Origin of the sequence: Streptomyces sp. WG5 (assembly GCF_049974565.1) — a bacterium.
In the GTDB taxonomy this organism is placed as follows: Bacteria; Actinomycetota; Actinomycetes; order Streptomycetales; family Streptomycetaceae; genus Streptomyces.
Window position 1 is genome coordinate 223,513 of record NZ_JBNGGC010000007.1, and the last position, 13,028, is coordinate 236,540.

General features: G+C 71.9%; 10 protein-coding genes. 2 read left to right on the top strand and 8 right to left on the bottom strand.

Translation table 11 applies throughout. The features are described 5' to 3' along the window. Positions 1 to 8: 8 nt before the first annotated feature. Positions 9 to 1,208: an MFS transporter gene (locus ACP4IX_RS09820; protein ID WP_426555266.1), complete on the bottom strand. Its 1,200-nt coding sequence runs from the start codon at positions 1,206 to 1,208 to the stop codon at positions 9 to 11. Positions 1,209 to 1,345: 137 nt separating this feature from the next. Between ACP4IX_RS09820 and ACP4IX_RS09825 the strand changes: the two genes are divergently transcribed. After that, positions 1,346 to 2,587 (top strand): ROK family protein, encoded by a 1,242-nt coding sequence (locus ACP4IX_RS09825; RefSeq protein ID WP_426555267.1) that lies wholly within the window; start codon positions 1,346 to 1,348, stop codon positions 2,585 to 2,587. Positions 2,588 to 2,624: 37 nt separating this feature from the next. Here the strand turns inward: ACP4IX_RS09825 and ACP4IX_RS09830 are convergent, their stop codons facing one another. The 4 genes from ACP4IX_RS09830 to ACP4IX_RS09845 are packed head-to-tail and all read right to left on the bottom strand — an operon-like array spanning position 2,625 to position 7,132. Beyond that, on the bottom strand, positions 2,625 to 4,004 hold the full coding sequence (locus ACP4IX_RS09830) for a GH1 family beta-glucosidase (protein WP_426518040.1): 1,380 nt from the start codon (positions 4,002 to 4,004) through the stop codon (positions 2,625 to 2,627). A 43-nt stretch (positions 4,005 to 4,047) separates the two neighbouring features. Beyond that, a complete protein-coding gene (locus ACP4IX_RS09835) occupies positions 4,048 to 4,875 on the bottom strand; it encodes a carbohydrate ABC transporter permease (RefSeq protein WP_426518038.1) in 828 nt (275 codons plus the stop codon). Between the two features lie 5 nt (positions 4,876 to 4,880). After that, positions 4,881 to 5,834: a carbohydrate ABC transporter permease gene (locus ACP4IX_RS09840; RefSeq protein ID WP_426555268.1), complete on the bottom strand. Its 954-nt coding sequence runs from the start codon at positions 5,832 to 5,834 to the stop codon at positions 4,881 to 4,883. A gap of 11 nt (positions 5,835 to 5,845) precedes the next feature. Continuing rightward, on the bottom strand, positions 5,846 to 7,132 hold the full coding sequence (locus ACP4IX_RS09845) for an ABC transporter substrate-binding protein (RefSeq protein ID WP_426555269.1): 1,287 nt from the start codon (positions 7,130 to 7,132) through the stop codon (positions 5,846 to 5,848). Between the two features lie 284 nt (positions 7,133 to 7,416). On the opposite strand from ACP4IX_RS09845, the gene yicI reads away from it, so the two are divergent. Then, positions 7,417 to 9,687, top strand: a complete 2,271-nt coding sequence (gene yicI, locus ACP4IX_RS09850) for an alpha-xylosidase (protein WP_426555270.1) — start codon at positions 7,417 to 7,419, stop codon at positions 9,685 to 9,687. Positions 9,688 to 9,900: 213 nt separating this feature from the next. Here the strand turns inward: yicI and ACP4IX_RS09855 are convergent, their stop codons facing one another. The 3 genes from ACP4IX_RS09855 to ACP4IX_RS09865 all read right to left on the bottom strand — a co-directional run bounded on the left by ACP4IX_RS09855 (position 9,901) and on the right by ACP4IX_RS09865 (position 13,014). After that, the gene (locus tag ACP4IX_RS09855; protein ID WP_426518030.1) at positions 9,901 to 11,103 is read right to left on the bottom strand and encodes a cysteine desulfurase-like protein; all 1,203 of its coding nucleotides are present in this window, start codon (positions 11,101 to 11,103) and stop codon (positions 9,901 to 9,903) included. A gap of 138 nt (positions 11,104 to 11,241) precedes the next feature. After that, positions 11,242 to 12,306: an ABC transporter permease gene (locus ACP4IX_RS09860; protein ID WP_426518028.1), complete on the bottom strand. Its 1,065-nt coding sequence runs from the start codon at positions 12,304 to 12,306 to the stop codon at positions 11,242 to 11,244. A 114-nt stretch (positions 12,307 to 12,420) separates the two neighbouring features. Then, the gene (locus ACP4IX_RS09865) at positions 12,421 to 13,014 is read right to left on the bottom strand and encodes a Dps family protein (RefSeq protein ID WP_426518026.1); all 594 of its coding nucleotides are present in this window, start codon (positions 13,012 to 13,014) and stop codon (positions 12,421 to 12,423) included. Positions 13,015 to 13,028 lie beyond the last annotated feature (14 nt).

Consider the following 13,028-nt stretch of genomic DNA (forward strand, 5'->3'; position numbering starts at 1 on the left):
CCCGAGGTTCAGCCCGCGACTCCCGCGCGCCGGGTCGCGACCGCGACGAGCACCGCGACCGCGGCCAGTACCGCCACGCTGGTGAGCGCGGCCGGCAGGGAGAACCAGTCGGCCATGAAGCCGATCGCGGGCGGCCCGAGCAGCATGCCGCCGTAGCCCAGGGTGGACGCTGTCGCGACGCCGCCGGGACCGCCCAGTGCCCCGGCCCGTTCGACCGCGACCGGGAAGATGTTGGCGAGCCCGAGCCCGGTGATCGCGAAGCCGGACAACGCCGCCCACACGGACGGGGCGAGTGAGCCGAGCAGCATGCCGGCCACGGCGACCGTGCCGCCGGCCACCACCGTGGTCGTCCGGCCGAGGCGTTCCAGCAACGTCGTGCCGGTCAGGCGGCCGACGGTCATGGCGAGTGCGAAGCAGGAGTATCCCGCGGCCGCCAGACCCGGCGAGGCGTCGAGATCCTGCTCCAGGTGCAGGGCGCCCCAGTCGGCCATGGCGCCCTCACCGTACGCCGTGCACAGGGCGATCAGACCGAAGGTGACGACGAGGCGGCGGGTACGGCGGTCGGGCGGCCGCGATGCGGTGCCGTCCCGCCCGTCCCGGTCGCCCCGACCGGGACGGGCGGGACGGTCCGGCGCCGCGGCGGGTTCGCAGCGCAGCAGGGCCCGGCCCGCGACCAGGGTGACGAGCAGGCCGATCACGGTGAGGCCGAGCAGGTGCCGCACCGGTGACAGCGACCCTGCGACCAGCCCGCCGAGCGCGGCGCCGATCATGCCGCCCAGGCTGAACGCCGCGTGGAAGCTGGGCATGATCGGGCGCCGCAGGACGGCCACCAGGTCGACGGCGGCGCTGTTGAAGGCGACGTTGATCCCGCCGTAGGCGCTGCCGAAGACCAGCAGCACGGCGCCGAGGGCGAGCACGGAGTGGGTGAGCGGGGGCAGGGCGACGCTGAGGCAGAGCAGGACCGCGCAGGCGACGGTGACGGGGTGGCTGCCGTAGCGGCGGACCAGCCGCCCGGTGAGCGTCATGGTGACGACGGCACCCGCGGAGACCCCGAGCAGCGCCAGCCCCAGTTCGCCGGCGGAGGCGCCGGTCTGCTCCTTGACGGCGGGGATCCGCACGACCCAGCCGGCGAATACGAAGCCGTCGAGGGCGAAGAAGGCGGTCAGGGCGATGCGGAGGCGGGTGAGGTCGGTGCTGGGGCCCGGCACGGCGCTGTGCGATCGGGCTTTGTTTATTTGCGGCACAAAATCAGGCTAGGGGCGGCGCGGGGGAGGGGCAAGGGCGCCCCGGCCTGCCCCTGAGGCGGGAGGTGGCGCCCCCGGCGTCGCATACGCTCGACACCACCATGAAGAACAACCTCACCCCCCTGGGGCCGAAGGCCGACAAGGCCACGGTCAGACGGCACAACCTCAGCCTGGTCCTGAGGGCCGTGCACGACGCGGGGGAGTCGACCAGGGCCGGTATCGCCACGCACGTCGGACTGACCCGCGCCGCGGTGTCGTCCCTCGTCGAGCAGCTGCTGGAGTACGGCTTCGTCTCGGAATGGGGAAAGACCAGCAGCGGCCAGGCGGGGCGGCCCGGCACCGTCCTGAAGGTGTCCCGGTCGGGCCCGGCGGGCCTCGGCGTCGAGATCAACATCGACTACGTCACCGTGTGCGTCGTCGACCTCGCCGGCACCGACCGGGTCCGGCTCGTGGAGCACGTCGACAACCGCGGGGTCCAGCCCTCCGAGGTGCTGGCGCGTGCGGCCCGGCTGGCGGCGCGCGCCATCGCCTCCGCGGCCGAACAGGACCTCGCACCGGCCGGGGTCCATGTCGCGCTGCCGGGCCTGGTGACCGGCGGCACCGTGCGCCAGGCACCCAACCTGGGATGGCAGCGCGTCGCGGTGGAAGGGCTGTTCGCGCAGGCGCTCCTCGCCCTGCGGCCCGCCCACCGCCCCCTGCCGGTCAGCTCCGACAACGAGGCCAACGCCGCCGCCCTCGCCGAGCTGTGGTTCGGCGCGGGCACCGAGGGAGTGCGCAGCTTCCTGTACCTGACCGGCGAGATCGGCATCGGCGGCGCCCTGGTACTGGGGGGCGAGCTGCTGCGGGGCGCGCACGGCTTCGCCGGGGAGATCGGGCACATGGTCGTCGATCCGGAGGGCTTGCTGTGCCGGTGCGGGGCCCGCGGCTGCCTGGAGCAGTACGCCGGACAGGCCGCGCTGCTGAAGGCCGCGGGCATCGACGCGGACGCGGGCGTGCAGGGCGTCGCCGAGCTCGAACGCCGTGCCCGGCGGGGCGACCCGGCCGCCCTGTCGGCGATCGAGCGCGCCGGGCGGCAACTGGGCGTCGTCCTGTCGGGCGCGGTCAACCTCTTCGACCCGGACGCGGTGATGCTCGGCGGCGTCTACCGCGAGCTGATGGACTGGGTGGCCCCCGCCGTCGACCGTGAGCTCGCCCTCCGTGTCGTCTCCGGGCTGTGGAGCGAGGACGGGAAGCGGCTGCGGCCCTCCTCGTCCCTCGGGGACGCCGCCCGGGGCGCGGCGGGCGTGATCGTCCGGGAGGTGCTGGCCGACCCGTCGGCGTACGCCGAGCGGGAGCGGAGCTGACGCGGGGGGCCGCCCGGCCGAGGCCCCCCGCTCCGGGTCAGCCCCGGTTGGCGGCGATCATCTCCCGGTACCAGCGGTAGCTGTCCTTCGGCGTGCGCACCTGCGTGTCGTAGTCGACCCGGACGATGCCGAAGCGCTTGCCGTAGCCGTACGCCCACTCGAAGTTGTCCAGCAGCGACCACACGTAGTACCCGCGTACGTCCACTCCCGCGTCCATCGCGGCCCGCAGCGCGGTGAGGTGGTCGCGCAGGTAGGCGACGCGGTCGGCGTCGTGCACCGTGCCGTCGGCGGCGGGCGCGTCGTCCTCCGCCGAGCCGTTCTCCGTGATGTGGATCGGCGGCAGTGCGTCACCGTACTGCTTCTTCAGCTGGACGAGCAGGTCGGTGAAGCTGTCCGGGACGACCGGCCAGTTCATCGCGGTGTGCCGGACGTCCGGGTGCCGGACCTCCTCGTAGCGGTTGTCCGTGGCCACCCGCCGCGCCGGGTCGCTCTCGCGGTACGGGGCGTCGGCGACCACGATCGGCCGGTAGTAGTTGACGCCGAGGAAGTCCAGCGGCTGGGAGATCAGCTCCAGGTCGCCGTCCCGCCGGAAGTCCTCCCCGGTGATCAGCTCGCCCCAGGTCTCCTCCTCGGTGGCCGGGTAGCGGCCCGCGAGGATCGGCTCGGTCCACACCAGGTTGTGCTGGGTGTCCGCCCGGACCACGGCCGCCAGGTCGGCGGGGGAGTCGGTGGCCGGCAGGTTGCGGTCCAGGTTGAGCGTGATGCCCACCTCGCGCACCCCGGCAGCCCGCAGGGCGCGCACCGCCAGACCGTGGCCGACCAGCAGGTGGTGGGCGGCGGCCAGCGCGCCCCGGCCCTCCTTGGCGCCGGGGGCGTGCCTTCCGATGGAGTAGCCGAGGAAGGAGCTGCACCACGGCTCGTTGAGCGTGATCCAGCGCGGCACCCGGTCGCCCAGGTGCTCCGCGACCACGGCCGTGTACTCGGCGAACCGCTCCGCCGTCTCCCGCACCCGCCAGCCACCCCGGTCCTCCAGGGCCTGCGGCAGGTCCCAGTGGTAGAGGGTGGCGGCCGGCTCGATGCCCGCCGCGAGCAGCTCGTCGACCAGGCGGGAGTAGAAGTCCAGGCCCTTCCGGTTCACCGCGCCCGAACCCTGGGGCACGATGCGCGGCCAGGCGATCGAGAAGCGGTACGAGTCCACGCCCAGGTCGCGCAGCAGCGCCACGTCCTCGGGGTAGCGGTGGTAGTGGTCGCAGGCCACGTCGCCGGTGTCGCCGTTCACCACCAGGCCGGGGGTGTGGCTGTACGTGTCCCAGATCGACGGACCGCGGCCGTCCTCCCGTGCCGCGCCCTCGATCTGGTACGAGGCGGTCGCGGCGCCGAGCACGAAACCGGGCGGAAAACTGGGGAAGTCACTCATGCTGTGAAGCTCATCTCCATGGGTACGAGGCCGCATTCGCGGGTCACTTGACGGAGCCGCCGGTGATCCCGGCGGCGATGTACTTCTGGGCGAGGACGAGCAGGATCGCCGCCGGCACCGCGGAGAGCACGGAGGCGGCCATCACCGAGCCCCAGTCGCCGACGTGCGCGCCGATGTACTGGTAGATACCCAGCGTGATGGGCTTGACCTCGTCGGTCGTGTTCAGGGTGAGCGCGAACATGAAGTCGCTCCACGAGAACAGGAACGCGAACAGCCCCGACGTGATCAGCGAGTTGCGGCTCATCGGCAGTACGACCCGCGTGAACGTCCGCACCGGCCCGGCGCCGTCGATCTGCGCGGCCTCGATCACCTCGCCCGGGATCGACACCATGAAGGAGCGCATCAGCACGATGGAGAACGGGATGCCCAGCGAGGCGTCCGCCAGCATCAGACCGAAGTAGGAGTTGACCAGGCCCAGGTCCACGTACGAGTTGTAGAGCGCGTTGGCGATGACGATGCCGGGCACCATCTGGGTGATCAGCGTGCCGAACACGATCGTGCGCGAGCCGCGCAGCCCGAAGCGTGCCAGGCCGTACGCCGCCGGTGCCGAGATGAGCAGGCAGATGGCGACCGCGCCGAGCGAGACGGCCAGCGAGGTGAGCAGGTGCCCGCCCTGGTCGCTGATGGCCTTCGAGAAGCCGGACAGGTCCAGACTGCCCGGCACCGGGTCGACCTGGAGCAGCCCGGACTCGGGCTGGAGCGCGGTGTTGAGCATCCAGTACAGCGGGAACAGCATCACGCCGAGGACGAGAACGCCGGCGACGGTGGAACCCCAGCGGCGCCGGGAGGCTGTGGGCGTGTGGGAGGCCATGGACGTCACTTCCCCTCGGTGCGGTTGGCCCGCAGGTAGAACACCGCGAACACGGCGGAGATCAGGATGAGTACGTTGCCGACGACGGCGCCCGCGCCGAAGTCCAGCTGCACGAACGAGTTCTGGTACGTGAGTGTGCCCAGCGTCTGGGTGGCGTCCGCCGGCCCGCCGTCGGTGAGCGCGAGGATCAGGTCGAGGATCTTGACCGTCGACATGAAGCCGAGCACCAGCACGACGGTGATGACGGGCTTGAGCACCGGCAGGGTGACGGAGCGGAAGGTCCGCCACGCCGAGGCGCCGTCCAGGGCGGCGGCCTCGTGCAGTTCCTTCGGGATCTCCTGGAGACCGCCGTACAGGATGACCATGTTGAACGGGATGCCGATCCAGATGTTGACCAGGATGACCGACACCAGGGCCATCTCCGGGCTGGTCAGCCAGGGCGTGCCGCCGCCGATCCCGACGGTGTCCAGGAACGAGTTCAGCACGCCCGTGTCCTGGTCGAGGATGCGCCGCCAGACGATGCCGGACACCACCATGGGCACCAGCCAGGGCAGCAGGATCAGCGAGCGCAGCACCCCGTTCAGCGGGAACCTGCGGCTGAAGAACACCGCGAGCGCCATGCCGATGCAGAACTGCCCGAGGAGCGATCCGGCGGTGAAGACGAGGGTGTGCCACAGCGCCTTGCCGAACAGGGCGTCCTGGAACACGTTGGACCAGTTGTCGGCGCCGTTGAAGGGCGCCTCACCGGTGAAGAAGGTCTTCGGCGTGTAGTGCTGGAAGCTCATCACGACGTTGCGGACGAGCGGGTAGCCGAAGAACAGCAGCATGAAGACGACGGCGGGGGCGACGAACCCCCACTGGGCGAGCCGGCGCCGGCGCCTGAGCCGGTCCGGGTCCGGCGCGGCGGCCGTCGTGGACGCCTCGGCGGGCGTCTGTGCGGTGACGGTGGGCGTGGTCATGGGCGTGTTCCTCAGTTCCCGCTCGTGGCCCGCTGCTGGGCGCGCTTCAGGGCGGCCTCGCTGGACTGGCCGGTCAGGGCGGACTGGAAGGCGCTCTGCAGGGCGAGCGACACGCTCGACCAGCCGGCGCCGAGCTTCGCCGTCCGGGACCGTGCGACGGCCACCTGGTCGGCGAGGGAGTCCAGCTCGGGCACCCGTTCGCGCCAGTCGGCGGCGGCCTTCGCGTGGGCCGGAACCATCCAGCTGTTGAGCGCGTAGGTCAGCTGCTCCTTCTCGCTCGCCAGACAGGCCACGATCTTCGCGGCGGTCCTCTCCCGCGCCTCGTCACCGGTGTTGGGCACGGTGAGCACGGCGCCGCCGAGCGGACCCACTGAGTCGTCGCCGGCCTCGGGCACGGGAATGGGGGCGATGCCCCAGTTCAGCGACGTGTCGGTGTTGAGGGTCTCCACCTGCCACGGCCCGTTGATCATCATCGCCGCGTTGCCGGCCATGAACTGGTCGTTGACGTCGGCCTGCGTCCAGTTGACCGTGGACTTCGACAGCGAGCCGTCCTGCAGGAGGCCCTTCCAGTAGTCGAGGGCCTCGACGACCTGCGGGCTGTCCAGGTCGGTCTCGTCACCGCCGTTGGACCACATGAACGGGGTGAACTGGAAGACACCGTCCTCCGCGCCGCCCGCGCTGAGCGCCAGCCCGTACTGCTTGCCCTGGGTGAGCTTCTTGGCGCTCTCCCGCAGCTCCGCCCAGGTGGCGGGCACCTCGACGCCCGCCTCGTCGAGGACGTCCTTGTTGTAGAAGAGCGCCAGCGTGTTCACGGAGCGCGCCGCACCGTAGTACGTCCCCTCGTACGAGCCGAAGTCGACGATGCCCTCGGGGATGCCGTCGGTGCTCAGCCCGAGGGACTCGAGGTCGACGAGCCCGCCCGCGTCGGCGAACGTCGGCATCTCGGACGCGTCGAACTGCACGATGTCGGGCAGCGACTTGGACGACGCCATCCGCAGTGCCTTCGTCATCACCTGCGAAGCCGGGACGCTCTGCTGCTCGATGGTGATGCCCAGCTGCTTGCCGCAGCGGGCCATCGCCTCCGCGTCCCAGCGGTGGTAGGACTCGTCGGTCGAGGAGTTCATCACGGTGTACACGTCGGCGTCGCGCTGCTGTCCGCAGCCCGTGAGCGCCGCGCCGGCGACCAGGACGGAGACGGCGGCGAACGGGGCGACGGCTCGGCGTGAGCGCCCTCGCCCGCGGTGTGCGGCAGCCGGAGGGGGTGCTGTCAAGGCGAGGGAGGTGAAGCGCTTCGACATGGTGCGGGCCCTTGCTGTCGTACCGTCCGGCTTCCTTGCCGGACCGTTTTGTTTGATGTGATGACTAATACGTCAAGGACAGGCCGACGCGCTAGAGCAAAGTGGCCCCGGTCTCGCCACTTCGTGGGGTGAGTGGGCTGTTCTGAAGGGTAATCACGCCTGTTCAGGGCAGCGAAGTCGCTACGAAGCCCTCTGCGGACGGATTTGTTTTGTGTACGATCAAAACGCTGTGAGACGGCCCCCGTGCTCCCATCCGACAGCTCCCGCCGCACCCAAGGAAGATCATGAAGTTCACCGACGGCTTCTGGCTCATCCGTGACGGCGTGCATCTCTCGTACGCCACCGAGGTACGCGATGTGCGCCCCGAATCGAAGCGCTTCACCGCCCATGCCGCCGTGAAGAAGGTGACGCGGAGGGGGGACACGCTCAACGCGCCGCTCCTCACGGTCGAGTGCTTCTCTCCCACTGAGGGCGTCATCGGCGTCCGCGTCACCCACCACGCCGGCAAGCGCCGGCCGGGCCCCGACTTCGCCCTCGCGGGCACGGCGGACGGCGCCGGCGAGGTGCGACAGGACGGCACGGTCACCGAGCTGACCAGCGGCCCGCTGACCCTCCGCCTGGACCGCGAGGGCCCCTGGGGCCTCAGCTTCCACGACGCCGACGGACGCGAGCTCACCCACGCCAACGCCAAGAGCACCGCGTTCGCCACCACGGGCGACGGCGCCCACCACATGCTGAGCCGGCTCGCGCTCGGCGTCGGCGAGCAGATCTACGGCCTCGGCGAGCGCTTCACCCCGTTCGTCAAGAACGGCCAGGTCGTCGACATGTGGCAGGCCGACGGCGGCACCAGCAGCGAGCAGGCCTACAAGAACATCCCGTTCTACCTCTCCTCCCGCGGCTACGGCGTCTTCGTCAACCACCCCGGCCCGGTCTCCTTCGAGGTCGGCTCCGAGTCCGTCGGCCAGGTGCAGTTCAGCGTCGAGGACCAGACGCTGGAGTACTACGTCGTCGCCGGCCCCACTCCCAAGGACGTCCTCACCCGCTACACCGCCCTCACCGGCCGCCCCGCCCTGCCGCCCGCCTGGTCCTTCGGCCTGTGGCTCACCACGTCCTTCACCACCTCCTACGACGAGGAGACGGTGACGAAGTTCGTCGACGGCATGGCCGAGCGGGGCATCCCGCTGAGCGTCTTCCACTTCGACTGCTTCTGGATGCGCGAGTACCAGTGGTGCGACTTCCAGTGGGACCCGGACGTCTTCCCCGACCCGGACGGCATGCTCGCCCGGCTCAAGGCCAAGGGGCTGAGGGTCAGCGCCTGGATCAACCCCTACATCGCCCAGAAGTCCCCCCTCTTCGACGAGGCCGCCGCCCTCGGGCACCTGGTGCGCCGGACGAACGGCGACGTCTGGCAGTGGGACCTGTGGCAGGCCGGCATGGGCCTGGTCGACTTCACCAGCCCCGCCGCCCGCGACTGGTTCGCCGGGAAGCTCAAGCCCCTGCTCGACCAGGGCGTGGACTGCTTCAAGACCGACTTCGGCGAGCGCGTCCCCACCGACGTCGTCTGGCACGACGGCTCCGACCCGGAGCGCATGCACAACTACTACACCCACCTGTTCAACCGCACCGTCTTCGAACTCCTCGAGAAGGAGCGCGGACAGGGCGAGGCCGTCCTCTTCGCCCGCTCCGCGACCGCGGGCGGCCAGCAGTACCCCGTCCACTGGGGCGGTGACTGCTGGTCGTCCTTCGAGGCGATGGCCGAGTCGCTCCGGGGCGGCCTGTCCCTGTCCCTGAGCGGCTTCGGCTTCTGGAGCCACGACATCGGCGGCTTCGAGGGCACGCCCGACCCGGCGGTCTTCAAGCGCTGGCTGGCCTTCGGCCTGCTCTCCTCGCACAGCCGGCTGCACGGCTCCTCGTCGTACCGGGTGCCGTGGGAGTTCGGCGAGGAGGCGGTCGACGTCGCCCGGAGCTTCACCCTCCTCAAGCACCGCCTGATGCCCTACCTGTACGGTGTCGCCGCCGAGGCCCACCGCACCGGTGTGCCGATGATGCGGCCGATGCTCCTGGAGTACCCGCACGACCCGGGCTGCCGCCCGCTGGACCGTCAGTACATGCTCGGCCCCGACCTCCTGGTCGCCCCGGTCTTCACCGAGGAAGGCGAGGTCGAGGTCTACCTCCCCGAGGGCACCTGGACCCACCTCCTGACCGGTGAGCGCGTCACCGGCCCCGTCTGGCGCACCGAACGGCACGACTACGACAGCCTGCCGCTGTACGCCCGGGAGGGCGCCGTCCTGCCGCTGGCCTCCGACGACCGCCGTCCCGACGGCGACTGGCTGGACGCCCCGACCCTGCTGGTCCACCCGCCCGCCGGACCCGACTACGCGGCCGAGGTCACCGTGCCCGACCTGCTGGGCGCCCCCGCCGCGACGTTCCGTGTGCGACGGGACGGGGACGTGCTGCGGGTCACCGCGAGCGGTACCGACCGCCCGTTCACGGTGCGGGTCGCGGGCGGGGCGAGCGCGGAGGGCGCCGGGGAGGTGAGCGTCGCCCTGGCCTGAGCGGGGCAGTGAGCGGCCGCGGGCGCGCGGAGCCGCGGGCGGGTGAGCCCGCCCCCGGCGTCCGCGGCGGCCGGCGGTCGTACACCGCCGTCCCCACCCGGCCCCGGCGCCAGGCCCCGGCCGGTGCGCGGCCTCCGCAGGGCCCGGGGCGTCGGCTGGGGCCGGTGGGCTCGGCGCCGGGGGCGGCGTGGGCGGGCCCCGGCGGCAGCGGAGTCAGCGGGCGAGGCCGGCCAGCGCCGTCAGCAGGCGGTCCACGTCGTCCGCGCTGCTGTACGGCGCGAGCCCGACCCGCACGCCGCCCTCGTCGCCGAGGCCCAGCCGGCGCGCGGCCTCCACGGCGTAGAAGGATCCGGCGGGCGCGTCCACCGCCCGCTCGGCCAGCTGCCGGTGCACGTCGGCCGGGCGCAGGCCCGCCACGGTGAACAGCAGGGTCGGCGTGCGCCGCGCGGCCCGCGCGTACACGGTGATCCCGCCGAGGTCCGCCAGCCCCCGCTCGATCCGCTCGCGCAGCGCGTCCTCGTGGGCTTCCAGCGCCGCGAAGGAGGCGACGAGCCGGTCCCGGCGGCTGCCCCGCGCGTCCGGTTCCAGGCCCGCGAGGAAGTCCACCGCGGCACGGGCACCGGCCAGCAGCTCGTACGGCAGCGTGCCCAGCTCGAAACGCTCGGGGACGGCGTCGCTGGAGGGCAGCAGCTTGTCGGGCCGCAGGGTCTCCAGGAACTCGGGCCGGGCCGCCAGCACCCCGAGGTGCGGACCGAGGAACTTGTACGGCGAGCACACCAGCGTGTCCGCGCCGAGCGCGGCCAGGTCGACGACGGCGTGCGAGGCGTAGTGGACCGCGTCGACGTGGAGCAGCGCGCCGGCGTCGTGCACCGGGCGGGCGATGGCCGGCAGGTCGGGCATGGTGCCGATGAGGTTGGACGCGGCCGTCACCGCGACCAGCCGGGTGCGCGGCGAGAGCACTGCCTCGATGTGCTCGGGCAGCAGTTCCCCGGTGGCCGGGTCGAAGTCCGCCCAGCGCACGCTCGCGCCGGCCGCCTCCGCCGCCTGTGTCCAGGGCCGGATGTTGGAGTCGTGGTCGAGGCGGGTGACGACCACCTCGTCACCCGGCCCCCAGGTCTTGGCGAGCGTCCGGGACAGGTCGTAGGCGAGCTGTGTGGCGCTGCGGCCCAGGACGACGCCCCGCGGCTCGGTGCCCAGCAGGTCGGCCAGCGCGCTCCGGGCGTCCGCGACGATGCCGTCCGCGTTGCGCTCGCCCTCGGTGGTCCGGCCCCGGTTGGCCAGCGGGCTGGCCAGCGCGTCGCCGATGGCGTCGATGACGGGCTGCGGGGTCTGGGTGCCGCCCGGCGCGTCGAAGCGGGCGGAGCCGGACTTCAGGGCGGGTATCTGCGCGCGGATCACGTCGACGTCGAGGGCCATGTGCACTCCAACCGAAGGCGGGGACTCCCGCCTCATGATCGCAGCAGGGCGGCGATCGGAACAGACGCGGGGGACGTACGGGCTCGGACCGAACGCGCGTGACGTACGGGCTCGGACCGAACGCGCGTGACGTACGGGTCACGAGTCGGCGGCGTGCGCCGGCCGCTTCTCACGGCCGCCGGGATGACGGTGCCGCCAGATCCAGAAGACCGCACAGGACAGCAGAGCCCACCCGCCCAGCACCAGGAACGGGAAAGCGTGCTGGTGGCCCTGGAAGTACACGGCCGTGTGCTGCGCGTTGACCGACGCCCCGGGCGGCAGCCACTGGCCGATCGTCCCCAGCGGGGAGGGCAGCAGCGGCCAGGACACCGCGCCGCCGGAGGAGGGATTGCCGAGGAGCACCATCAGTCCCCAGGTCGGCAGCATCGCCCAGCGTCCGAACAGGGTGTTGAACATGGTGAAGACCATGCCGGACGCGAACATCGTGAGCGCCAGGATCAGCCACGACTCGACGAACGGCAGGTCGAGCGCTTCCAGCAGCCAGTCCACCGTCGCGGCGATCGCGAAGCCGCCGAGCAGCGCGTAGGCAGCCGTGAAGAGGATGCGTTCGATCGGGGTCAGGGAGCGGGCGTGCACGCTCAGCTGGATGGCCCCGACGAAGCCGATGATCACCGCGGCCAGGGAGATGTAGAAGATCGCCAGACCGCGCGGGTCACCGTCCTGCAGCGGGTTGACGTCGCGCACGGTGACCGCGACGCCGGTCTTCTCCGCGACGACCGGGGCCGTGTCGGCCAGCACCTGGGCGACCGAGGCGCCCGACGCGCTGGACAGGTCGAGCACGGCGGTCCGTCCGTCGTCGCGCAGCTCGAAGATCGCGAAGACCTCCTGCTCCTGCATCGCCTCGCGGGCCTCGGCCTCGCTCCCGTAGGGGTGCACCCTGACCGAGGCGTTCAGCGCCTTCTCCAGGCCGTTCAGAAAGGCCTGGCCGCGGGCCTCTTCGTACGAGCCGACCACGGCCGTGGGGATCGAGTGCGGCGTCGGGTCCGCCATCGAGTAGGTGTACGAACCCGCGAAGAGACCCGCGGCCGCCGCGAGGATCAGCACCAGCACGGTGGCCGGCCAGAAGGGCGACTGCCGGAACGTGGACCACCGCTGCCCGCGCGTCGGAGGCTGGGCATGGGCGCCGTGGGACATGTGGGCCATGCCCCGGACGCTTTCACGGCCGGGGCGAAAGGGCATCAAGAGCGCCGTCGCCCGGGGGAGCACGGAGCGTGACGGCGGTCCCCGCGCGGGGCCGCGACGTCGTGCGGGACGGGATCAGGTGTGCACCAGTGGAGTGTCGACCAGATGCTCCGCCACGAACCACGCCTGCAGCTCGTTGGTGCGCACGACCTCGGAGACGAGGAGGTCGTTGGTGCCGTCGTCGCCGAGCTCCTGGGTGCGGGCCGCGGCGTCGTGGCAGTCGGCCAGGATCAGTTCGTGCGCCTCCAGCAGCCGCGACAGCATCGACGGGACCTCCTCCACCCCGTCCGGGGGACGCGGCACGGTGGTGATCTCGGCGACGTGCCGGGGGTCGCCGATCGCGACGCCGCCGAGTGTCTGGACGCGCTCGGCGATCGTGTCGATCAGCTCCAGCTGCTCGCCCGCGTGCTTGTCCAGCAGCAGGTGCAGCTGGTAGAACGTCGCCCCGCGCATGAGCCAGTGGTACTTCTTGTACAGGTCGTGCAGGATCCGGGTGTCCGCCAGGACCTTGTTGAGCCGCTGGCAGGAGTAGAGGCGGGTCTCCATGGTCAGCGCCACGGGGAACTGCTTGACGGTGCCGAACTCCTGGATGGTCCGGCCCTTCTGGTGCAGCCAGGGCTGGCTGCCGTCGGACCGGTGCTCCACGGACGACGACTTCGGGTTGCTCACGCCTGAACTCCTTC